General features: G+C 66.5%; 24 protein-coding genes. 14 read left to right on the top strand and 10 right to left on the bottom strand.

The features are described 5' to 3' along the window. Positions 1-47: 47 nt before the first annotated feature. Positions 48-422, bottom strand: a complete 375-nt coding sequence (locus tag MOX01_RS08305; protein WP_067115778.1) for a sulfate permease — start codon at positions 420-422, stop codon at positions 48-50. 201 nt (positions 423-623) lie between these two features. On the opposite strand from MOX01_RS08305, the gene MOX01_RS08300 reads away from it, so the two are divergent. Both MOX01_RS08300 and MOX01_RS08295 read left to right on the top strand, forming a co-directional pair. Beyond that, a complete protein-coding gene (locus MOX01_RS08300; protein WP_067115775.1) occupies positions 624-1,619 on the top strand; it encodes a DNA-processing protein DprA in 996 nt (331 codons plus the stop codon). Positions 1,620-1,676: 57 nt separating this feature from the next. After that, positions 1,677-2,924, top strand: a complete 1,248-nt coding sequence (locus tag MOX01_RS08295; protein ID WP_067115772.1) for an AlbA family DNA-binding domain-containing protein — start codon at positions 1,677-1,679, stop codon at positions 2,922-2,924. Positions 2,925-2,932: 8 nt separating this feature from the next. On the opposite strand, the gene mobF is transcribed toward MOX01_RS08295, so the two are convergent. Together mobF and MOX01_RS08285 are read right to left on the bottom strand one after the other, a co-directional pair. Continuing rightward, positions 2,933-6,475, bottom strand: a complete 3,543-nt coding sequence (gene mobF / locus MOX01_RS08290; protein WP_141369232.1) for a MobF family relaxase — start codon at positions 6,473-6,475, stop codon at positions 2,933-2,935. A gap of 55 nt (positions 6,476-6,530) precedes the next feature. Further along, complete coding sequence (locus MOX01_RS08285) at positions 6,531-7,409, bottom strand: hypothetical protein (RefSeq protein ID WP_082914219.1); 879 nt, start codon at positions 7,407-7,409, stop codon at positions 6,531-6,533. A 516-nt stretch (positions 7,410-7,925) separates the two neighbouring features. On the opposite strand from MOX01_RS08285, the gene acuR reads away from it, so the two are divergent. Genes acuR through MOX01_RS08260 form a run of 5 tightly spaced genes read left to right on the top strand, consistent with a single transcriptional unit; the run spans position 7,926 to position 11,734 of the window. Beyond that, the gene (gene acuR, locus MOX01_RS08280) at positions 7,926-8,573 is read left to right on the top strand and encodes an acrylate utilization transcriptional regulator AcuR (protein ID WP_076624041.1); all 648 of its coding nucleotides are present in this window, start codon (positions 7,926-7,928) and stop codon (positions 8,571-8,573) included. After that, on the top strand, positions 8,573-9,556 hold the full coding sequence (acuI, locus tag MOX01_RS08275) for an acrylyl-CoA reductase (NADPH) (protein WP_024357659.1): 984 nt from the start codon (positions 8,573-8,575) through the stop codon (positions 9,554-9,556). Before acuR ends, acuI begins: the two co-directional genes overlap by 1 nt. A 37-nt stretch (positions 9,557-9,593) precedes the next feature. Next, entirely contained in the window at positions 9,594-10,235 is a 642-nt protein-coding gene (locus MOX01_RS08270; RefSeq protein WP_024357658.1) for an SDR family oxidoreductase, read from the top strand. A gap of 12 nt (positions 10,236-10,247) precedes the next feature. After that, a complete protein-coding gene (locus MOX01_RS08265) occupies positions 10,248-11,201 on the top strand; it encodes a TIGR03571 family LLM class oxidoreductase (RefSeq protein WP_024357657.1) in 954 nt (317 codons plus the stop codon). Between the two features lie 47 nt (positions 11,202-11,248). Continuing rightward, positions 11,249-11,734, top strand: a complete 486-nt coding sequence (locus tag MOX01_RS08260; protein WP_024357656.1) for a Dps family protein — start codon at positions 11,249-11,251, stop codon at positions 11,732-11,734. Positions 11,735-11,811: 77 nt separating this feature from the next. On the opposite strand, the gene MOX01_RS08255 is transcribed toward MOX01_RS08260, so the two are convergent. Next, positions 11,812-12,222, bottom strand: coding sequence for a RidA family protein (locus MOX01_RS08255; protein WP_024357655.1), 411 nt, complete (start codon positions 12,220-12,222; stop codon positions 11,812-11,814). 73 nt (positions 12,223-12,295) lie between these two features. Here MOX01_RS08255 and MOX01_RS08250 point away from each other — a divergent pair, with 73 nt between their 5' ends. After that, complete coding sequence (locus MOX01_RS08250; RefSeq protein ID WP_020622155.1) at positions 12,296-12,673, top strand: winged helix-turn-helix transcriptional regulator; 378 nt, start codon at positions 12,296-12,298, stop codon at positions 12,671-12,673. 43 nt (positions 12,674-12,716) lie between these two features. Here the strand turns inward: MOX01_RS08250 and MOX01_RS08245 are convergent, their stop codons facing one another. Genes MOX01_RS08245 through modA form a run of 4 tightly spaced genes read right to left on the bottom strand, consistent with a single transcriptional unit; the run spans position 12,717 to position 15,582 of the window. Further along, on the bottom strand, positions 12,717-13,292 hold the full coding sequence (locus MOX01_RS08245) for a hypothetical protein (RefSeq protein WP_024357654.1): 576 nt from the start codon (positions 13,290-13,292) through the stop codon (positions 12,717-12,719). Then, on the bottom strand, positions 13,276-14,013 hold the full coding sequence (locus tag MOX01_RS08240) for an ABC transporter ATP-binding protein (RefSeq protein ID WP_067115767.1): 738 nt from the start codon (positions 14,011-14,013) through the stop codon (positions 13,276-13,278). The genes MOX01_RS08245 and MOX01_RS08240 overlap by 17 nt, the downstream gene beginning before the upstream one ends. Further along, positions 14,010-14,816, bottom strand: a complete 807-nt coding sequence (locus tag MOX01_RS08235) for an ABC transporter permease (protein WP_024357652.1) — start codon at positions 14,814-14,816, stop codon at positions 14,010-14,012. The genes MOX01_RS08240 and MOX01_RS08235 overlap by 4 nt, the downstream gene beginning before the upstream one ends. Then, positions 14,794-15,582, bottom strand: coding sequence for a molybdate ABC transporter substrate-binding protein (gene modA, locus MOX01_RS08230; RefSeq protein WP_067115765.1), 789 nt, complete (start codon positions 15,580-15,582; stop codon positions 14,794-14,796). The genes MOX01_RS08235 and modA overlap by 23 nt, the downstream gene beginning before the upstream one ends. 173 nt (positions 15,583-15,755) lie before the next feature. Here modA and MOX01_RS08225 point away from each other — a divergent pair, with 173 nt between their 5' ends. The 6 genes from MOX01_RS08225 to MOX01_RS08200 all read left to right on the top strand — a co-directional run bounded on the left by MOX01_RS08225 (position 15,756) and on the right by MOX01_RS08200 (position 20,723). After that, on the top strand, positions 15,756-16,847 hold the full coding sequence (locus MOX01_RS08225; protein WP_024357650.1) for a ThiF family adenylyltransferase: 1,092 nt from the start codon (positions 15,756-15,758) through the stop codon (positions 16,845-16,847). Continuing rightward, positions 16,777-18,039 (top strand): molybdopterin molybdotransferase MoeA, encoded by a 1,263-nt coding sequence (locus tag MOX01_RS08220; RefSeq protein ID WP_307723497.1) that lies wholly within the window; start codon positions 16,777-16,779, stop codon positions 18,037-18,039. The genes MOX01_RS08225 and MOX01_RS08220 overlap by 71 nt, the downstream gene beginning before the upstream one ends. Continuing rightward, positions 18,036-18,992 (top strand): bifunctional molybdenum cofactor biosynthesis protein MoaC/MoaB, encoded by a 957-nt coding sequence (gene moaCB, locus MOX01_RS08215; protein WP_067115762.1) that lies wholly within the window; start codon positions 18,036-18,038, stop codon positions 18,990-18,992. The genes MOX01_RS08220 and moaCB overlap by 4 nt, the downstream gene beginning before the upstream one ends. Beyond that, positions 18,985-19,398: a molybdenum cofactor biosynthesis protein MoaE gene (locus MOX01_RS08210; protein WP_020628091.1), complete on the top strand. Its 414-nt coding sequence runs from the start codon at positions 18,985-18,987 to the stop codon at positions 19,396-19,398. Before moaCB ends, MOX01_RS08210 begins: the two co-directional genes overlap by 8 nt. 184 nt (positions 19,399-19,582) lie before the next feature. After that, positions 19,583-20,086: a redoxin domain-containing protein gene (locus MOX01_RS08205; RefSeq protein WP_024357647.1), complete on the top strand. Its 504-nt coding sequence runs from the start codon at positions 19,583-19,585 to the stop codon at positions 20,084-20,086. A 124-nt stretch (positions 20,087-20,210) separates the two neighbouring features. Continuing rightward, positions 20,211-20,723 carry a nucleoside/nucleotide kinase family protein gene (locus MOX01_RS08200; protein WP_024357646.1) on the top strand — a complete coding sequence of 171 codons (513 nt, stop codon included), beginning with the start codon at positions 20,211-20,213 and terminating at the stop codon, positions 20,721-20,723. A 122-nt stretch (positions 20,724-20,845) separates the two neighbouring features. On the opposite strand, the gene MOX01_RS08195 is transcribed toward MOX01_RS08200, so the two are convergent. Together MOX01_RS08195 and moaA are read right to left on the bottom strand one after the other, a co-directional pair. Continuing rightward, a complete protein-coding gene (locus tag MOX01_RS08195) occupies positions 20,846-21,082 on the bottom strand; it encodes a MoaD/ThiS family protein (RefSeq protein ID WP_020625377.1) in 237 nt (78 codons plus the stop codon). Between the two features lie 2 nt (positions 21,083-21,084). Further along, a complete protein-coding gene (gene moaA, locus MOX01_RS08190) occupies positions 21,085-22,143 on the bottom strand; it encodes a GTP 3',8-cyclase MoaA (protein ID WP_141369645.1) in 1,059 nt (352 codons plus the stop codon). Positions 22,144-22,169 lie beyond the last annotated feature (26 nt).

The raw sequence follows: 22,169 nt of genomic DNA, 5'->3' as shown, positions 1-22,169 counted from the left end.
GGCGGCGTCGCTGTTCGAACAGTGCGGGCGAGGTCGCGATGCAGTTCCTATGGCATGCGCGCCGTTGTCGGTTCAGCAGGCTCAATCGGCCGACGTGTACGGCGGTCGCGGCGGCGGGTTGCCGATTCCTCAAGGCGAGCGCGGACGAGGAGGACAACGCTGATCGGCCCCATGATGAGGAACTTGAGCGCGTTCCAGCAGAACAGGAGCACGAGGAGGTTCAGCCAGCCGGGGCCGCCGTCCTCGATCAGGGTGAGGCAGTAGTTAGCGGCGAGGAAGTACGGCGCGGCGAGGAGCATCGCGGGGGTGCCCCATTTCAGGCCGCGGCGGGTGCGGATCGCGTCGAGCGCGATGTTGGTGGGCATGTAGCGCCGCAGGTAGTAGCGGGCGTGGGCGCTGAGCGCCCAAAGCAGCCGGATCATGGCATTGTCCTCTCGTGGCACGGTCAGATGACGAGACAGTGCGTAGAGAGCGGCCCGAGGGCCTGTCCGCAAGGACGCCAGATCAAGGAGGAATCTGCCTCGCTCCCAGGGTACGACCCCCCTGCGACATCCGTAAGAGGTGCGCCCGCTCGTTCGGGTGACACTCGCACACCTGTCTGGCACACACGGACGGGAGCCGGCATGGCCACGATCACTTCTCTCTCCAAGGACGAGCGCGCCGCACGGGTCGCTCTGGCTGCAACCTTGGAGCCAGACGACGCGGTGACCGGGCGACTCATCGCTGCGGTCGGCGCAGTCGAGACCGTCCGCCTGGCAACTGGCACCGGCGCGTTCCCGAAGAAGGTCGATGCGATCGAGGCCGGGCTGTGGCGTAACAAGGTCGCCCCGCGCTTGGATGTCCAGGCGGTCACACGGGTGCTGACAGAGACCGACCGCCTCGGGCTGCGCGTTCTCGTCCCTGGCGACAGCGACTGGCCGACCGCTCTGAATGACCTGGGCGAGCGCGCCCCGACTGCCTTGTGGCTGCGTGGTGCGACATCGTTTCTCACCGCTCCGCTGAGCGATCGCGTGACGATCACCGGAGCCCGCGCCGCCACAAGCTACGGCGAGCACGTCACGGGCGAGCTCGCCTCCGATCTGACACATGCCGAACGAATCATCGTGGCCGGCGGCGCCTACGGCATCGACGCCGCCGCACACCGAGCCGCGCTCGCCACAGGCGGGCAGACTCTCGCCGTGATGGTCAGCGGACTGGATCGGCTCTACCCCTCCGGCAACCGTGAGCTGCTGGAACGAGTCGGAGACCTCGGGCTGCTCGCCAGCGAGATGCCGCCCGGCGCGACACCGACCAAGTGGCGCTTCCTCGCCCGCAATCGCATCCTCGGTGCCCTCTCCGGTGCGACCGTCATCGCGGAGGCCGGCTACCGTTCCGGCTCCCTCAACCTCGCCGCCCGCGCCGCGCAGCTCGGGCGTCCGGTCGGCGCCGTGCCCGGCCCGGTGACCAGCGTTTCCAGTGCTGGGACGCACCGGCTCCTGCGCGAAGGCATCGCGTCACTCATCACCGATGCCACAGACGTCACGGCACTCCTCGACCCGCCCGCAGGCGTGAGCGGGAAGGCGCTCGCACGTGAGTCGGCCATCACCCCGTCCGCGCGCCGGGAGGGGCGCGCGCTGTAGGCGGCCTCCGGTCGGCGTCACCGCCAGTTGTCGCAGGTGATCCCTACGCTGGGGGTCATGACTTTCACCGCTCTGCATCGCGCCCTCGGGGTCGGTCCTGGACCGCTGACGGACGAGCTGCTGGATGCGGCGGTGAGCAGCGGAGTCGTGGAGACGAACGATCTGGACTGGAAGTCAGAGCTGCCGCCGGCGAAGGGCATACCGCAAACGGACTTCCCCAAGGACGTTGCAGCGATGGCGAACAGCGGCGGCGGCGTCATCGTGTTCGGAGTACGCGAGTCACAGAAGGCTGCGACAGAGCGCGTCGACGTCGGAGAGTTTGATGAAGCGTACGAGCGATCCCTGCGCTCCGCGGCGATCACCGCGATCTCCCCACCTGTCTTCGGCCTCAACGTGCACCGTCTCGGAGCTGATGGTGCCCGCGCTGTAGTCGTGGAAGTGCCGGCAAGCGTTGACGGACCGCACCTGATCTACCGCAACGACTACTTCGGCGCTCCGGTGCGCAACGACTCCGACACCGTATGGATGAAGGAACGCCAGATCGAGGCAATGTACCGAGCCCGCTTCGATGAACGCCGCCACGCCAGCGAAACGCTCGACAACCTGTATGCCGAGACTGCGGGCGGGCGCGCCACGAGCGAACGCGCCTGGTTGATCGCTGTCGCCCACCCGCGCGTCCCTCGACTCCACAACCGCCTGACACGCGACGGCGCGCGCGGCGTGCTGACCAAGGCGGAAGGCTTCGCCTTGCTCTACGCCGGACGTAGCGGTGTGCACCCGCTGGAAAACGTCGACCGGCACAATCCACGACCGGGGTTGCGCCGCCGGATCGCCGTCAACACCGCAACGGGCGACCGATCGCTGTGGAGGGAAGCATGGGCGAGCCTCCACCACGACGGATCAGTCACGCTCGCAGCCGCAATCGGCGGCCACCGCATGAGTAGCGACGGATACTTCGAGGGATGGCAGATCCAGTCAGACGCGGTCGAGTGCGGCGTCGCAGACCTGATGGCTCTCATCCGGGCGACCGCCGACGCGACGGGCAACGATGAGTACGACTTGCGCGTTGGGGTCGAGTGGACCGGTTCAGAGCCCTTGATGATCCTGACTGTGGACAACTTCGGCCGGTCCTACGGCGGTGTCTCCACGCCGTTGCACCGCTACATACCTGTCGAGAGCACCGTAAACGCGGCGGCTGCCGATCTTGACTTCTACTGGCGCGTTCACGACCTCGCTCAGGACTGCGTGAATCAGGGCGGTGTCTCGAACGTACGGATGATCCAACCACCAGATCGAACCGAGTAACCGAACCGCTACAGCGACGGACTGACGCTCTGCGGCCGGGTGCGCCGGGCGCGCTCCTGCTCTGGCTGTTCGGCCTGGGCGAGGTCTTGCACCCTGTCGAGCGCGGCACGGGCGCGGGCAGCGTCGAGCTTCTGCGTCTCGGTCTCGGCGCGTGCTCCGAGGGGTGCAGGCCCAGTGACGCCGTAGCGGTCACGGTAGGCAGCGAGGGTGCGAGCGGCGTTCCGCCATGCGTGGGCTGCTCGCGCCTGCTTCGGCTGGAGGCCGAGTTTCGTGATCCACTCGTGCTTCTCAGTGAGCGCGGTGTCGAGGAGCACATCGGCCCGGGTCTCGATAAGGTCGCGTCGCTCGGTCAGCGCCTGCCGCATCTCGGACGGCACTGTGCCAGTGGCTTCGGGGATGAGGCCGGCGATCAAGCGTGGTGCCTTCCGCGCGCGACCGGACCCCGCCGGCCGCGCGGTCGCCTTGGCGACGCGGTAGTGCAGGACGGCCGCGATGTCATCGGCGTCCCCGAACCCGCGTGCTCCCACGAGGCGCGGCAGTAGGGTCTCGACGTCGTGCTGGTTCGCCTCTGCCCGGCGGAGCTCTGCGGTCAATGCGCCGAATGCGGGTGAAGCGATCGCGTCGTCTGCGTCGTCGTCGCTGAGCCCCGACGAGCGGACGAGTGCGGCCCAGCGGTCGTGTTGTGCGGCAGCAGCCAGGGTCTCGTACTCGGCAGCGAGCTGCGCAATTGAGCCCCAGGCGTCCTGCTCGGCGGTGATCGTCTCGTGCGCCGACAGCTCGGCGCCGACGTGCTGCAGCATCCCGAACAACACCGACCGGGCGGTGGCCTCGGTGTTCTCACCGGGGTGCAGGCCGTCGTGGGCGGGGTCGGGCTTATCGACAGCGACGTAGGCGATGTTCTCTTCGCGGCCACGGGTCATAGCGACGTAGAACGTCTCTCTGGTCATCGACGCATCCGCCAGGACGTGCGAGGAGTCGACCGTGATGCCCTGCGCCCGGTAGGACGTGACGGCGTAGCCGAGGTCGAGATGTTCGGCCGCGTACTTGGCCGGGACCACGACCGATGCGCCCCATCGCTTGCCTGCGCGGCGGAGGGTGAGGGCGCCGTCGTCCCGAACCTCGGTGATGTTCCATCTGTCGCCGTTACGGACCCAGGACCGGCCGGCGCGCAGGCGACGGTCGTTGCGGCGGGTGATGACGGTATCCCCGGTCGCGGCTCTCGTGCCGTCGTGCAGCTCGACCTCGCGGCGGGCGTTCACGATGCCATCGAGGATCAGATCAGCCCGCGCCCTGTTGTTGAGCGCTCGGACGGACTCGTTGGAGTCGGTCACGAGGACGCTGGCTCGCCCGGCCAGGGTGTCCGTACGCCAGGCGGTGTAGGCGGCGTCGATCATCTCCTCGGTCTCCCCGCCGATCACGCGGCCGTGCTCGGCGTAGGTGTCAATGACGTCGGTGCGGCCGTACCGCAGAGCGAGGGATGCGGTCTTCTCCCACACGTTGACGAACCGGTGCACGTCGACCAGCTCCGGGGCGTCGTCGCGGTCGTGAACGAGGAGGGAAAACGCGCCCCCGGCAGAAACGGACTGTAGCTGGGCGTGATCCCCGACCAGCAGCACCTTCGCCCCGGCCTCCGCCGCCAAGGTGGTGATGCGGTCGAGGGAGAGCGTGCCCGCCAGCGACGCCTCATCGACGATGACGAGCTGACACTTGCGGAACGTCTCGCCGGTGCGGTCGTGGGTGTCGAGCCACTTCGCGGTGTTCTCGGTCTGGATGCCGAGGTCATCGGCCAGGACCTGCGCGGCGACCGCGGACGGCGCGAGCCCCACCACGCTGCCGCGCCCGTGCTCGTGCTCCCACGCCCGCCGCAACGCCGACATCGCCGTCGTCTTCCCCGCCCCCGCCGGGCCGACCAGCACATCGACCCTGCGCCCGGAGACCGCGATCTTCGTCAGCGCGGCCGCCTGGTCGTCTCCGAGCATCCGGCCCTTGCTGTCGGGGCGCTTCGTGATTCGTTCGACGGTGGTCAGCGGCACCGTCGGCGCCGTGGTGGTGCGGGCGCGCTCGAGGAGGCGGTCTTCGGCGGCCAGCAGCGCCTCGGAGGAGAACAGCGCGGAGTGCTTCGGACGGAACACGCTCGTGCCGTCCGGTCGGCGGAACTCCGCCGGGCTGGATGCGAGCTCCGGCGGGGTCAAGCGCAGCGAGGCCGCCTCGGCAGCGTCAACGACCATTCCGACGATGGCTTCGCGATCCTCGGTCGACGCGAACCGGTAGGCCATTGTCTGCCGAGCGGCCTCGGCGGTGAGGTTCCAGCGATGCCAAGTGGAGCGCTTTTCCGCAACCGCGGCCACGACGTCTGCCCCGAGCGAGTCGATCACGTCCAAAGGCACGTCGTCGGCACGCAACAGCAACGGCTCCTCGTTCGCCGTCACGCCGCGCGCCCACGAGGTCGCATCCGACCCGAGCACCCTCCCGGCCCGTTCCCGCCACGAAGCCGTGAGGGCGGCCAGCGACCGCACCTCCTTCTCCGGCCGAGTGGAGAGCGTGGCCTGGGCGCGGAGCTTCATGATCGTCGCCGGCGACGGCCGCCGCCCATGCGTCTCGACGTAGCGCTCGATGAGCCGGTCGCTCTCTGCGTCGATGTGCTGGGCACGCGTCGAGAACTCCTTGACCAGTGCCTCCGGCACCCCGGTGACCGCCCAGGCGGGGTTCCGGTCGCGGCCCATGTCGCGCGCCTCCCAAGAGACGCCGAGCATTCGGGTGAGGTGGTCCGCGAAGACCGCCTCGTGCAGTTCGGAGAGCGCGACCACTGCGGCGTGCATCGGCCGCCCATCCAGGCTGCGCCATTTCCCGTCGAGGACGGTCTGGACCTTGTTGCTGATGACGACGTGCGTGTGCAGATGGGGGTCGCCCGCCCGGCTGTCGTAGTGGTCGAACGCGGTGCCGATCAGACCTGCGACGTCGACCTGTGCAACCGCGCCGTCGCGGCCGGTTGCACCCGTGCGGGTCGCTGCAACCTCCCGCTCCATGAACGCAACCACCTCCGCAACCGCCGAGTGATGCGCGTCCGCGATAAGCGCCTGCGTCCCCGCATCGGCCACCGCCCAGAGCACACTGGCGGACTTCGGAATGGAGAAGGTGAAGTCGTAGCCCGCAACCGCCCGGCGCGTCCCGCGTGCGGCCTCCTCGGCCTCGATTGCTACGGTCGCCTCCGCACGGCTGGCCGGCCCGAGGTCGGGATCGAGCGCGGCGACGCGCTGCGCGATCCGCTCGGCCACGGACTTGTAGGCCGGATACTCCAGCCCGAGCGGAGCACCCGTAACCGGGTGCCGACCGAGACCGAGGAGGAGTTCGAGCTGGCCTTCGGTGACCTGATCGCCCTCCGCGATCACCCCGCCAAGCGCCGCGACGCCAGCGCCAAGCCACTGGCCCGGTGGAGTGCCAACCTCGGCGTAATAGCGCGTCAGCGGGGTCGAGAGCAATCTGTCGCCGTCGCCCGCAACGACCGTGCGTAATAGGTATCTGTAGCCGTAACCCGCGGACATCACTCGCATCGAGACCGTCACATGCAGCAGGTACGCCTCCCAGCGCTTGCCACGGCCGATCGCGTCAGGCGGGCAGCCTCTTGCAGGCGAACTCCCCGACCTGATCCTCGATGAGGAACTCGTCCCCAGTCAGGTCGGCGTACATTGCCGCGATGCCCTCCGGTTCACCCGCGGCTCGGAAACGGACGCGGTCAGAGTCCGTATGGATCAGATAGGCGCTGCACTCGCACGAAGCCATGAATGCGTAGAACCGTCCCTGGTGCGCTTCTCGCAAGAGCGCAACGGGGTAATAGATGTCGTGCTTGCGGCATAGCGCGGGGACTTTGACTGCACCATTTTCGAAGGCACTCCGCGGGAGGTGAGCTGCGTGGGACCAAGGTTGCAGTCGCACCTCACCGTCCAGTGCACGCAACGTACCCCCGTCTGCAAGTGCGAGCAGAGACTTCTCCGTGCATGTCCGTCCAGCTGGCCACGTCACCGACGTGTCTGATGGCCACAACTGTGGCATCCCGAGATCCGTCGTCGTGTCCGCCTGAAGACCCGGAGTGGTGAACCGCACACCGTGCAGCAGGAGCGCACCGACGACGACCGTCATCGCGTACCCCTGAGGCAGCGCCGGCTCGGGGAACCCCGGAATGCGAACCGTCAGCGGGGTAACACGTACAGCCGAGAACCCGTTGATTCCCTTGAATCTGCCGACCCAGAACTGACTGAACTCCAGCGGTTGCATCAACTCGCGACGTTCGTACAGTGCCCTGTACTCCGACGGAGAGAGCCCGTAGCCGTTCTCCCTCTGTTCCTTGCTGGACAGGAGCATCGCTGTCAGCGCGGTCTTCTGCACCCACGTCGCGATCGCTGCTTGATCTTCGAGCGTGATCGTTCCGGGCTCGTCCAGGATCAGCGGGGTCAACACCCGCTGCGCGACCGTTTCGAGATTGCTCATCCACCCGTTATTACACGGAGCACAGAAGCTCTTCACCGTTTGCCGGAATGGGGGCTGCTCCCCCATGTCGCGCGGCAGAGCATTCAACGGACCCGCATGATGACGCATCGGTGCGAGATCCAAACCAATCCTGCTCACCCACTGACCGAAAACGTGCTCGCGGGTCAGGGGCCCCGGCGACCCACAGAAGGCACAGGATTCAGGCATCCACCCATTCTCCGGCACGGATACCGTTCCTCGACCTGCAAGAGGCGTGGTGGCTCTGAGGTGACGTTGGAGAGGAACTCCAGCGAGTCCAACGCAAGGTTAGGGCGAGGCAGGCCGCAGGAAGTCTCCGCGGGCACACAGCGGGTGCGCAGCATCCATCGCCTGCGCCATGGATTCGATGACGACTCTCCCGTCTGACATTGAGCTAATGACAAGCGCACTGGCCGATTACTGCATCAGATGGCCGATCTCTGCATGCTCTGCGCGCACTTGTAGTTATTTAGAGACGGTCGGTCTAAATTCGCTGTCATGACCGACATCGCAGCTCGACCACGCCGGGGACGGCCCCCGAAGATCCCTCGCGAGCACGGAGACACGCGGGAAGCGCTGTTGCGCTGCGGCATGGAAGTCCTCACAACGCAGGGCATGAGCGCGACCGGCATCGACGCGGTCCTGAAGCGTGTCGGCGTGCCGAAGGGCTCCTTCTACCACTACTTCGACAGCAAGGACGCGTTCGGATTCGAGGTGCTGCAACGGTATGCGGACTACTTCGCTCGCAAGCTCGACCGATGGCTGCTCGAAGAGGGGCCGTCGCCGCTGGAACGCCTGACGCGGTTCGTGGACGATGCCAAGGCCGGCATGGTGCGACATGACTTCGAACGAGGGTGCCTAGTCGGCAACCTCGGCCAAGAGGTCTCCTCCCTCCCCGACGGCTACCGTGAAGCGCTCGAAGACGTGCTTCGCGACTGGGAACGTCGCGTCGCGGCGTGCCTGCGACTGGCCGCAGACGCAGACGAGATCCCGCCCGGCTCCGACTGCGACGAACTGGCGTCGTTCTTCTGGGTGGGTTGGGAAGGCGCGATCCTTCGCGCCCGCCTGACCCGCGACGTCCGACCGATGGAAGTGTTCTTCGCCGGTTACCTCGCATCTGTCCGCATCCATCCCGGGAGAGCATGATGTTCAGCGCAATCTCCATCGACAAGACCGACGCCGGACACCAGGCAGCGCTGCGCGAACTCGACGAGAGCGAGCTACCTGACGGTGACGTCACGGTGCGCGTGTCGTACAGCGGCCTGAACTACAAAGATGCCCTCGCGATCACGGGAAAGGCGCCAGTCGTGCGTCGCTTCCCGATGGTGCCCGGGATCGACCTCGCCGGTGTCGTGGAACACAGCGACAGCCCCTCTTATGCGCCTGGTGACCGGGTGCTGGTGAATGGATGGGGCATCGGCGAGACGCACTGGGGCGGCCTCACCCAGCGGGCTCGCGTGAGCGCGGACTGGCTCGTGCCGGTTCCTGACGCGATCTCGGAGCGGCAGGCCATGTCGATCGGCACGGCCGGATACACGGCGATGCTCTCCCTCATGGCCCTCGAATCGCACGGCCTCAGCCCTGATGCGGGTGACGTCCTCGTCACGGGCGCGAACGGCGGAGTCGGCGGGTTCGCGATCGCGCTACTGGCAAGCGGCGGCTACTCGGTCGTTGCGTCGACCGGCCGTCCCGCTGAAGCCGACTACCTGCGCCGCCTCGGCGCGATGACGATCATCGACCGGACAGAGCTGTCGGAGCCCGGCCGGCCGCTCGGCAAGGAACGCTGGGCGGCTGCGATCGACTCCGTCGGCAGCCATACCCTTGCGAATGCCTGTGCCGGGACGAAGGCGGGCGGCGCCGTCGCCGCATGCGGGAACGCACAGGGCATGGATCTGCCCGCCACCGTCGCACCGTTCATCCTGCGCGGGGTGAGCCTGCTCGGCCTCAACAGCGTCACCCAGCCCCACGACAAGCGCGTCGCAGCATGGAACCGCCTGGCCGACGAGCTCGACCTGGACTTGCTGCCCGCTATGAGCCGCGAGGTCGGCCTGAGCGAGGCCCTCTCCGTTGCCGATGACCTTCTGGACGGCCGCATCCGCGGCCGGATCGTCGTCGACGTGAACCGCTGACCATCCCCCAAGACCACACAAACGAAAGAGGAAGTCCATGACGAAGATCACCGTGCTCGGAGCCGGCGGACGCATCGCAAAACACGCCATCGCCGCGCTCCTCGAGGAGCCTGCCAACGAGCTGACCCTCTACCTGCGTCGCCCCCAGAGCCTGCCGGATGTTCCCAGCGTCCGCGTGCAGGTCGTCGAGGGTGACGTGCTCGACAAAGATCTCCTCACACGCACTGTCACGGGACAGGACATCGTCTACGCGAACCTCGGCGGAAGCGACATCGAAGCTCAAGCCCGCGCCGTCGTCGCAGCGCTGACCGCCGCGGGAACGCGACGTTTGATCTGGATCTCGACCCTCGGCATCTACGACGAGGTTCCCGGCGAGTACGGCAAGTGGAATCACCAGATGCTCGACGGCGGATACCTGCAGACGTACAGCGCCGCCGCGAAAGTGATCGAGGAGTCCGACCTCGACTACACGATCATCCGTCCCGCCTGGCTGTCCGACGATGATGAGGTCGACTACGAGCTGACCCAGAAGGGCGAGCCCTTCCAGGGCACCGAGGTGTCCCGCAAGAGCGTCGGCGCGCTCGTCGCCGAACTCGTCAAGAACCCGGCCGACAGCATCGGCGCCTCGCTTGGCGTGAACAAGCCCGGCACCGACGGCGACAAGCCGTCCTGGTACTGAACGGAGCATGCCATGACCGCTTTGGACACGCTCACCGAGAACGGCTTGTCCCTCGGGATCGAGCTGCCCCTGGACAACGATCTCGCCCGACGAGACGTCTCCGGTCACGGGCTCTTCCCTGACCTGACCCGGCATCAGGAGCGTGCGCAGCTCGCCGACAGGCTCGGGTTCCGGGCGCTCTGGCTGCGGGACGTGCCGATGTGGCGACCGCGTGACTTCGGCGACGCCGGACAGGTCTTCGACCCCATCCCCTACCTCGGCTACCTCGCCGCATCGACCGAACACATCCTGCTCGGAACAGCGGGGATCGTGCTCCCCTTGCGGCATCCAGTTGCGCTCGCGAAGGAAGCTGCAACCGTCGATGTCCTCTCCGGTGGGCGGCTGCTGCTCGGCCTCGCCTCGGGCGACAGGCCGGGTGAGTACCCGTTCTTCGGAGTCGATTTCGATCGTCGGGGAGAGACCTATCGCGACGGTGTGCGCGTGCTGCGTGAGATCTGGGCGCAGGCGGCGCTGGGCCGGATCGATCAGGACTCATTCCTGCCCGCCCCTGCGGACGGGACGATTCCACTGATCGGGATCGGTGGCGCGCAGCAGTCGCCTGCGTGGGCGGCAGAGTACCTCGACGCGCACATGACCTACCACCGTGCAGGTCCGCAGATGCGCGCCGTCGCTGCGCAATGGCGGGCGATATCGCTCAAGCCGTTCATGACGAACCTCTACCTCGACCTCGCTGAAAACCCGGATGCTCCCTTCGAGCCGATCCGCCTCGGTGCACGAGTCGGCACCACCGGTCTCACCGATTACCTCACCGGACTGGCAGCGGCAGGGGTCGCGCACGTCAACCTCGTGCTGCGGCCGGGACGACGAGACGTCGAAGACGTCATGGAGGAGATCGGACAAGACGTCATCCCCGCCCTCCGAGCCCGAACCGCATCAGAGCCAGCCGGCGCAGACATCCGATCGTGACCGAATCCACCGAATCAAGAAACCAACGAGCAGGGAGAACGATTGAAATGAGCAGCACAGACACCGTCGCCACGACCGCGAGCGACCCGACAGCGGTTGTCGCGACCGCGCAGTTCCTCACCCCCGTCGTACTCGGCCTTCAGGCGCTGACCATCAACGCCAAGCAGGCGCACTGGCACGTGCGTGGCGCGAACTTCGTCGGCGTCCACGAGTTGCTGGACACCATCGCAGGCAACGCCGGCGAGTTCGCCGACGCGGCAGCGGAACGCATCGTCGCCCTCGGCCTTCCGCTCGACGCCCGCGTCAGCGCGGTCGCCGAGAAGAGCTCCGTGACAAGCGTTCCGGTCGGCTTCGCGAAATCAGACGACCTCGTGCACGCGGTGATCGCAGACATCGACAGGCTCCTCGCGGACGTCCGCGCAGCGGTCGATGGCCTCGACGGGATCGACCTCACCAGTCAGGACGTCGCGATCGAGATCCAGCGAGGTCTCGACAAGGACCGCTGGTTCCTCGTGTCTCACATCGCAGCCTGACCGACCTGCCAAGGCGCCTCTCACCGGTCCGGTGAGAGGCGCCGCGCGCACTACGTCGTGCAGTCGGACAACACGGGCTAATCGAGAATCGCGGTGACTTCGAGCTCAACGAGAACGTCCGGCTCGAAGAGGTAGTCGACCCCGATCAGGGACGCGGGCGGCAAGGGCTGAGGCAGCTTCAGCTCCTCAGCCACCCGAGCGATCCCGTCCATGAAAGGTGCGATCTTTTCGGGCTCCCATTCGGTGACGTAGAAGGTCAACCGAAGCGCATCGTCGAAGGATGCACCCGCGCCTGCGAGCGCACGAGCTGTGTTGCGGAGAACCTCCGCGACCTGACCCGCGAGATCGTTGATCGCGATGGGCTTTCCTTCCGCACTACGGGCGATCTGGCCGCTGATATGCACGTGACGCGTGCCGGTGCCAATGGCGACGTGATCATACGGCGTTCCTGGCTGGAGACCGGCAGGACTGAAGCGTGTGACTGGCATAGAAGGTCCTCTTCGTTGGTGGTTTACTATTGATACTTGGTAGTTGAAGGACACTTCAAGGAGACCTGGTTTCATGGCCGATACCGACGCCGTATGCGAAAGCGAGCTGCGTATCGCGACGCCGCATCGCGAGCTGCTCGACCAGGTGCTCGACAAGTGGTCACTCAGCGTGCTCAACGAACTGTGCGAGCGACCCTGTCGGTTCAACGAGTTACGGCGTGCGATTCCGGGAGTGACGCAGAAGTCCCTCACGGCGACGTTGCGTCGGCTGGAGCGAAACGGAGTCGTGCAACGCCGAGTCATCAGCACGCGGCCGGTGGCCGTCGAGTACGGGATCACCGCCTTGGGCAAGACGTTGCGCGGGCCGATTGACGCGCTCGTCGCCTGGGCAGATGAGCAACTGCCGAACATTGAACGCGCACGCATCGCCTTCGACGAAGACGAACAGTAGACGTCGGGACATCTTTCCCCTCGCGACCAAGCAAGAGCGCGGCTCAGCTCTCTGTCGGATGTTCAGGCTTTGCGCCTTCTCTGTCTCCCATGACGGCGTCCACCATGCCCATCGTCGCGTCGAACTGCGTCATGACCAGCGCCGCTGTGCTCGCGAAGCCGCACGCGAGAAGGATGAGCAGCGAGGGGACGAACTCAGTCGGATCGGGCACCCAGCCTCCCAATGTCCATGGCAGGACCATGGCGATGACGATGCCGGCGCTCGAGAGCCATTCGTTCACGAATAGAGCGCGTGAGGAGCCGGACCCGCCCCTCGCGAGGATACGACGTCCTGTTTCCACTGTCATCGCTACCAGGAGGATGCCGAGGACGATGAAGCTCAGCGCGCCCCAGAGCGGATCAAGCGACGCGAGCACGAGCGGAACAAGGAGCGGAATGGAGTAGGCGGTGAAGACCCAGCGGACCGACGAACGGAGATACCGGTCCGCAGCCTCCGACGCTGCGAGTCGGCGGTGCATCTCCGAGTCGATGTAGAAGAACACGCCCACGATGAACGTGCCGAGCATCGTTCCCGATACTCCGGCGAGCCCCAAGAGGAAGTCATCATCCGTACCTGACATCGTCTGCGTCCCTTCTTCCCTGGGCACCTGTGAAGCGGGCAATCCATGCGGTCGCAGGATTTCGTGCCAGATCGGCGAGGCTTCCTCGCTGCGTGATGCGCCCTGTCTCAAGGACGATCACCTCGTCAGCGAGCACCTCGACGTCTTCACGGTCATGTGTGACGAGGATCGTCGGACCGGCGAACTGGCGGAGACGCAGACCGAGGTCGGCACGCACCTCATCCCGGAACTCCACGTCCAGCGCCGCGAGCGGCTCGTCGAGGAGCAGTGCCTTCGGCTCGGATGCGAGGGCACGGGCTAGCGCTACACGCTGAGCTTGCCCGCCGGAGAGTGCACTGGGGTATCTCTCTGCCAGGTCCGCCATTCCGAAGCGAGACAGCCAGGGGTATGCGCTGCGCCGGGCGGCGGACCAACGCCCACCGCGGACTTTGGCTGAGAAGGCGACGTTCTCGCGCACCGTGAGGTGAGGGAAGAGGAGCAGGTCTTGGAACATGACGCCGATCCTTCGCTGGTCAGCAGGAAGACCGGCCAGATCCTTGTCCCCCAGTCGAATCGTGCCGTGGGACTCGGTGAAGCCTGCGATCGCCGCGATGGCGCTGGACTTTCCGGCACCGTTCGGTCCGACGACGGCGAGCACACTTCCGGGATCCGCTTTCAGCTCCACGACTACGTCGAAGGCGGGGCGTGGGATACGTGCGGAGACGGTGAGCTCGAAGGTCATGCGGTGCCTGGCAGCCATCGGTCGCGGAGTGCGAGGAGCACACCCAGTGATACCGCGAGCAGGACGAGTGCGAGGGCGATCGCGGTGTCGGGGTCCGAGTTCATCGCGAGGTACGACGCGATCGGGAGTGTGCGCGTCACGCCGGGGAAGGAGCCGGCGAACGTGATCGTCGCGCCGAACTCGCCGAGCGCGCGGGCGAAGCACAGCACGGCGCCCGCGGCGATTCCAGGCGCGGTCAGCGGAACCGTCACGAGGCGGAAGATCTGCCACGGGCTGGCGCCCAGGGAGGCGGCGGCTAGTTCGCTGCGGCGGTCCGCTGATCGCAGCGCGCCTTCGACGGCGAAGACGAGGAAGGGCATCGCGACGAAGGTTTGCGCGAGCACAACGGCACCGGTGGTGAAAGGAATAGTGATGCCGACCTGCGTGAGCCATTGCCCGAGGATGCCTCGCCGTCCCAGCAGGAGAAGCAACGCAATGCCGCCGACAACGGGAGGCAGTACCAGCGGGATAGTGATCGCCGCCCGCAAGAGGCGGCGCGGCAGGACCTTCCAGTGAACGGAATGGCTCAGCAGGACGGCTAGCGGGATACCGAGGACGAGACTCAGGCCGGTAGATAACGTCGCTGTGAGTAACGAGAGCCCGAGCGCCTGCAGTACCTCTTGCCGAACGAAGAGTTCGCCCAGCTGGCCCCATGGTGCACGCAGGATGAGTCCGAGCAGCGGGAGAACGAGCAGCGCGAGACCGATCACCCCGAGGGCGAGGATGACCGGCTGCCGGCGTTCACGGGGTCGCGAAGCCTGCATGCTCGAAGACCTGACGTGCCTCATCGGAGCGGAGGTAGTCGATGAACGCCTGTCCTGCGTCGGGGTTCGGTGCCTCGGCAAGAAGGGCGACCGGATAGTTGTTGATCACCTGCTGCGCCTCAGGCACATCGATGCCTTCCACCGCGCTCCCTACTGCGACGACGTCGGTCACGTAGACCAGTGCGGCGTCGGCCTCACCCAGAGAGACTTTCGTCAGTGCGGCACGCACGTCCTCCTCAAGTGTGTCCGGTTGGGCCTGAACACCAGCAAGGTCGAGCAGGGACTGCGCTGCGGCTCCACACGGCACCGCGGTGTCGCACAATGCGATTGTCAGCTCAGGCCGTGCGAAGTCGGCGAGACCGGTGATCCCTGCAGGGTTCCCGGCGGGAACCGCGATCTGCAGCGTGTTCGTGACGAGCACTTCCGGATCGGCAGCCAGGCCTGCGTCGACGACAGACTGCATCGTCGCCTCATTCGCTGAGAAGAACACGTCCACCGGGGCACCGGAGACGATCTGCTCGGCGAGCGCCGACGATCCGCCATAGCTGGCGACCACGTCGACATCTGCGTTCGCGTCCTCGAACCTCTCGGCGAGGACGTCGATCACGTCGGTCAAGGAGGCTGCGGCCAACACTGTCACCGTTCCGGAGGTCATGTCGTCCTTGCTTGCCCCGACATCCGATTCGTCGCTTCCCGTGCCGGGCGATGAGCATCCAGCGAGCAGAAGGAGCGCTGCGGCTGCCGCAAGGAGGGAGGGGGCACGCACGACAGGAACTCCTCTGAAAGACGGTCGGTCAGGCGAACGAAGTTGCCGACCTGTCTCAAGCCTCCCGTAGCCGAGGTCGTGAGAATGGCCTGCGACTGCTGGGCTTTGTCTGCTCTCTGCTGTCTCGCCGCTTCCGACCTCACCCGCTGGGACCGGCTCCCTAGCCTGAAGGCATGCCGGTCAATCCGCTCTCTCCGACCTTTCAGAGGCAGCGCGTCCTCACGGGCTTCGGCGTTCCCGCTCAGGAGCGTCTTTCGAGAGCGCATGTGCTCGTGATCGGCGCGGGTGGGCTGGCCAGCACCCTGTTGCCGGTCCTTGCTGCCGCAGGCGTCGGCAGCCTCACGATCGTCGATGACGACACTGTCGCCGAATCGAACCTGCACCGGCAGACGATGCACACGCCCGGCGACATCGGTCGCAGCAAAGCGGTCTCAGCCACCATAAGGCTCGCGTCGCTCGCTCCTGATGCTGAGCTCCGCGCCGTCGAGGGGCGTTTCGACGCCGTGACAGCCGAGGGTCTGCTGCACGGTGTGGACGTGCTCGTCGATGCCAGCGACAACCCGGCAACAGTGATGCTGGCAGACCGTGTTGCTGCCGAACGCGGCATTCCGCTCGTGTGGGGGTCAGCACTGGGGTACGCCGGCCAAGCAGGCGTGGCATGGGATGCCAGAGGCACCGACTACCGCGACTTGTTCCCGCATGGTCCGGACTCCAGTGCGGACACCTGCGACATGATCGGCGTGCTGCCGAGCGTATGCGCCGTCATCGGGGCGTTCATGGCGACCGAGGCACTCAAGCTCCTCACCGGCATCGGAGAGCCGTTGATCGGCCGGGTCGCCGCGTACGACGCACGCACCGGCCGCACCCGCGAGATCGCCTACCGGCGCGACGAGTCCGCCCGTGCCGCAGCGCAGAGCATCGAGACCACTCCGCTGTCATCCGACGATCAGAACGCCGTCTCGCCCGAGGAACTGCGCGACCTGCTCACAGCTTCCTTCCCGCCGCTGCTGATCGACGTACGCGAACCGTGGGAGGCCGACATCGCAGCGATCCCGGGAAACGTGCTGATCCCCTTGACCGAACTCCCTCGCCGGGCACCAGAACTCGACACCGGTCACCCCATCGTGCTGTACTGCCACCGCGGCACACGCTCACGCCAAGCGCTCGATCAGCTCCTCCAACTCGGATTCTCCGATGTGCGGCACCTCACCGGAGGCATCGATGCCTGGGCTGTCCGCATCGACCCCACGGCGAGCAGGTACTGACATGCCCCGCACATCGGTCGCTGAGCACACGGCCCGAGTCCGCACCCTCCTGAACGCCGTGAGCCAGCGCCCCGTCGAGCAGGTCGCCCTGTCTGACGCGCTAGATCGGGTGCTTGCCCACCCCATACGGACTCCGATAGATCTGCCCCCGTTCCGGAACTCACAGATGGACGGCTTCGCCGTCCGTACGGTCGACCTCGCGCGGACGCCAAGCAATCTGCCGCTGCGCGGTGCGATCCCCGCTGCTCCTGGCACACCTGGGCCGCTTCGCCCTGGCCATACCGTCCGGGTCATGACCGGTGCGCCGATCCCCGACGACGCCGATGCGGTCGTCCCTGTCGAACACGCCACCGTCCAGGGAACGACAGTGACGTTCACGCGGAAGCCGGACGTCGGAGAGTTCGTGCGTGAAGCCGGCTCTGACCTCGCGGGCAGTGAGCCTCTGTTGTCTGATGGCTTCCGGCTCGCTCCTCGCCACCTGGCGGCGCTCGCAGCTGCGGGAGTGGCGTCCGTCCCCGTTCGCTCACAGGTACGTGTCGCAGTGATCTCGACCGGAAGCGAGCTGGCCGCTCCCGGTGAGCTTCTGGCTCCCGGCCAGATCTACGACGCCAACGGCCCCGCACTCGCCGCAGCGGTACGAACCGCCGACGCCCTCTTGGTCGATGAGCATCGTGTCGTCGATGACACGGCCGCGTTCGCGCGCGCTCTCGACGCGTCGTGTGCGGCGGGAGCCGAGATCTTGCTCACCAGCGGGGGCATCTCGGCAGGCAACTACGAAGTCGTGAGGGAGCTTCTGGAGCCGCTCGGGGCGCACGTCGATACTCTCGCGATGCAGCCGGGCGGCCCCCAAGCCACTGCCATCTACAAAGGCGTTCCCGTGGTGTGCTTCCCAGGCAATCCCGTGTCCGCGCAGCTGTCGTTCATGCTCTTCATCGAGCCGGTCCTCCGTGAGGCAGCAGGACTGCACGCGCGACAGCCCGAGCCGCGGACCCTGGCCGAGCCTCTCACCTCTGTCGCCGGGAAACGGCAGTTCCGCCGTGGTGTGGGGTTGCCTGGAGGCCGGGTGGCACCGGTTGGCGGCCCTTCCTCGCACCTTGTCGCCGCCATGGCGGCATCCGACATGCTCATCGATGTCCCGATCGATGCCGTCACCCTCGACATCGGGACACGCGTGGAGACCTGGAATCTATGAACGAACTGCCGCACCTCGACGATCACGGCCGGTCGCGGATGATCGACATCGGCGGGAAGGCGATCACTCGGCGCACGGCGATCGCGACCGGCCGCCTCGACACGACACCGGCGGTGCTGGAACTGCTCGCCGCCAACCAGCTGCGCAAAGCAGACGCGCTCCCGACAGCGCGGGTCGCGGGCATCCAGGGCGCCAAGCGCACCAGCGAACTCGTACCCCTCGCGCACACATTGCCCCTGGAGTCCGTCACCGTGGACTTCGAGCTCAGCACCTCATCGGTGGAGATCCGGGCCACGGTCGCAGCGACGGCGAAGACTGGGGCCGAGATGGAAGCCCTCACCGCCGTCGCCATCGCCGGTCTCGCTCTGCACGACATGATCAAGTCCGTCGATCCGGCCGCCGTGCTCGGAGACATCCACCTCATCGAGAAGACCGGAGGAAAGCGCGGGCACTGGGTTGCAGACGCATCCGTGCCCGCAGAACACGGACAGGCGGTCGTGATCGTCTCCTCAACGAGCACCGCGGCCGGTACGCGCGAGGATCTCACCGGTCCGGCAATCGCAGACTGGCTTCGCGACCACGGGTATCGGCCAGACGAGCCCGTCGTTGTCGCTGACGCGGATATCTATCAGGCGCTCACGGATGCTCTCACCAGCGAGCCGGTATTGATCGTCACGACCGGCGGCACCGGGGTGCATCCCGAGGACCGCACCCCCGAGGCGACGAGCGCGGTGATCGAGAGAGCACTTCCCGGCATCGCCGAGGCCATCCGTGCAGCGGGCCGCGCGGCGACGCCGACAGCCTCGCTCAGCAGGGCGCTTGCAGGGATCGCCGGACGCACGATCGTCATCAACCTGCCTGGATCGCCACGCGGCGTGGAAGACGGCCTCATCGCACTGGAGCCGCTCTTGCCACACCTGCACGACCAGCTGGCCGGTGGCGGACATGCCTGACCCGATCGGTTTCGTCACCGCTGCTCCGCTGGACAAGACGCAGCTGGAAACACGGATACGCAGTAGGAAGAACGGGGCGGTGGTCACCTTCGAAGGCATCGTGCGCGACCATGATCACGGAGAGGACGTCGGCTCTCTCGACTACGAGGCGCACCCCGACGCGGAACGAATCCTCATCGACGTGTGCACGAGGATCGCTCAAACCACGGACTGCGATGTCGTCGCCGCTCACCGCATCGGGCACCTCGAGATCGGCGACGTCGCACTGGTCACGGTCGTCGCCGCCCCGCACCGGGCAGAGGCGTTCGCCGTCTGCGGGAACCTCGTCGACGCGATCAAGGCAGAGGTTCCGATCTGGAAGCACCAGCACTTCACCGACGGCAGATCGGAGTGGGTGGGGTTGTAGATACACCGCACGACCTAGCGAACCCGCCGGGTGAACGATGGTGCAATCACCGAGGAAAGAGGCGCCAGATGACTGGCATTGAGACTGAAGCACACAACTTTCATGGCAACCGACTTCCCCCGTCAGAAGCCGCCCGCGTCGCACCCACCGATGCGGCCGCTCGGACCGTTCTTGCGAGCCTCTGATGTCGTTGCTGCGTGGTGGTGATGCGTTCCCCGCCCTCGAGCTGCTCGAGGTGGGAGGCACACGCCGAACGATCCCGGCCGTATTCGCCGGGCAGTACGGCGTGGTTCTCTTCTCTCGCGGAGCAGGCTGCCGGTCTTGCGTGGAGCAGCTGCGTGCGTTCCAGCGCGGCCTACGACGCTTGTCCGCCGCGGGTATCGCTGTCGTCGCGGTGACTGCGGACGAGGAGCCGATAACCGCGGAGCTCGTGGCGCGCTATGGGCTGACTTTTCCGATCGGACACAGCGTGGACGTGGAGCAGATCACCGCCGCGACTGGAGCGTTCGTCACCGTGGACCCGCCGCAGTTGCAGACGACCGGATTCGTGCTGGATCCCGATGGGACGGTCGTGATCAGCGTGTACTCCTGCGGAACGTTGGGACAACTCGTTCCCGACGATGTCCTCGAACTCATCCGGGAGTTGCCTCAGCATGCGGATGCGAATCGGAAGCAGGCAGACCGATGAAAACCATCGATGCCATCTCGAGAGCGCGGATGCAGACCGCTGCGAGAGCAGTCGGCAAGGATGTGCGCAACCAGAACAGGATGCAGACACATCCTCTCTTGATCGTTCCGCCGGAGAAGCGACGTTGACCTCGTCTCCGAACGCCTCAGGTGCCACTGGGACAGCCGTCTGGGAGGAGCTCGCTCAGGAGGTCCTCAGCAGAAACCCACGCGGCCGGATACTCGTCGCCATCGACGGCGTGGACGCTGCAGCCCGCATGCACTTCGCCGACGCCCTGGCGGCAGCGCTGCGTGCAGTGGGACGTCACGCGACTCGTCTCAGCGCGGCCCCGTTCACGGACGATGACGCCGTCCGAACCATACTGCGCATGTTCCGCCACAACGGACCTGAGAGCGAGCTCGCTGCCGCGCCTGAGGACAGGATGCTGATTGTCGACGGTTGGTCACTGCTGCGCTCTAGCCTGCGCTCGGCGTGGCACTTCACCGTCTTCCTCGACGGCGGTGAGCCGGCGCACCCAGACACCCATGAACGGCATCTCCGCTACATGCGCGAGGACATTCCACGCGAATCATCCGATGCCGTGTACGAGGTGAGCGACAGCATGCATCCCCAGCGCTTGTACTCCGATTCCTGCTGAGACAAGGATCTGGGCAGCACCGCGGTCGTCTCACGTAAGAGGATGGCAGCGCAGGAGACGAATGCAGTTCACGACACGTGGACCCCCGCGGTGGATCGGACCTCAGCCGCTTGTGGTTTGGCTCAGCCGCCGGAGAACGGGGGCAGCACGTCCACCTGCGCGGAGACCGGTCGCGCGGGATCGCGTGAGGCGATGCCGTCGACGAGGAATGTCCCCTTTGCGATCACCGGCTCGAGTGCCGGGTGAGCTGTGAGGAGCGCGTCCTTCGCCTCTCCGAGGGTCGTCGCCTCGACGTGCTCTTCTTCGCAGCCAGCCGCTTCAGCGGCGGCTGCGAAGTATCGGACGAGTATGCGTGACATCGTCAGCCTCCGATCGCTCCCATGGAACGGGCCGGTCGACGAAAGCTCTTCTCTTCCATCCCGTGCCCAGCCTGTTTGTCCCACATCGTCGCCCGCCAGGCGTCGGCGATAGCGGCATCGTCTGCTCCACTTCGCAGCATCGTGCGCAGGTCTGTCTCGTCGTCTCCGAACAGACAGGAACGTACCGAGCCTTCGGCTGTCAGCCTGGTTCGGTCGCACGCGTCGCAGAAGCTGCGTGTGACGGACCCGATGATGCCGACGGTGGCCGGGCCTCCGTCGACGAGCCACTCCTCTGCGGGAGCGGACGGGTCTTCACGCCCGGCCGGGGTCAGCCGGTATCGGCGTCCGAGCACAGACAGAAATTCTTCGGCGGAGACGAGGTGGTCTCTGCGCCATGTCTGATCTGCATCCAGCGGCATCTGTTCGATGAACCGCAACCGCACGCCGTTGGCAAGCGCCCACGCCAGCAGGTCGGGCGCATCCGCGAGGGTCTCGCGCAGCGCCACCGCGTTGATCTTGATCGGGCTGAGCCCTGCGTACTGTGCCGCCTCGATCCCCTTGAGCACGGCAGGCAGGCGATCGCGTCGGGTGACAGCGGCGAAATGCTCGCGGTCGATCGTGTCCAGCGACACGTTGATCCGCGTCAGTCCAGCCTCCACAAGCTGCGGCGCCTTGCGGTCGAGGCCGATCCCATTGGTCGTCATCGACACCGGCAGGCCGGGCACGGCTGTCGTCGTCTGGCGCACGATCTCGACCAGATCAGGTCGCGTAAGCGGCTCGCCGCCGGTAAAGCGCACCTCACGGACTCCGAGATCGTGGACGGCTATGGTGACCAGACGCGCGATCTCTTCCGGAGTCAGCAACTCCCCGCGAGGGACGATGGGCAGGCCTTCCGCCGGCATGCAGTATGTGCAACGCAGCGAGCAGGCGCTTGTGATCGATACGCGCAGGTCTCGCGCGGTGCGCCCGAACCTGTCCACGAGAAACGGTGTCTCGGGTCGGCCGACCGTCGAGCGCGCGCGATGGCGAACGGTCGGCATGCCGAGCGCAACAGGGCACATGGTCACAGACTTCTTCTCGATGCTTG

This window comes from Microbacterium oxydans (assembly GCF_006540085.1).
In the GTDB taxonomy this organism is placed as follows: Bacteria; Actinomycetota; Actinomycetes; order Actinomycetales; family Microbacteriaceae; genus Microbacterium; species Microbacterium oxydans.
Note: the sequence above shows the minus strand (reverse complement) of the source record. Positions and strands in the feature narration are given on the sequence as shown.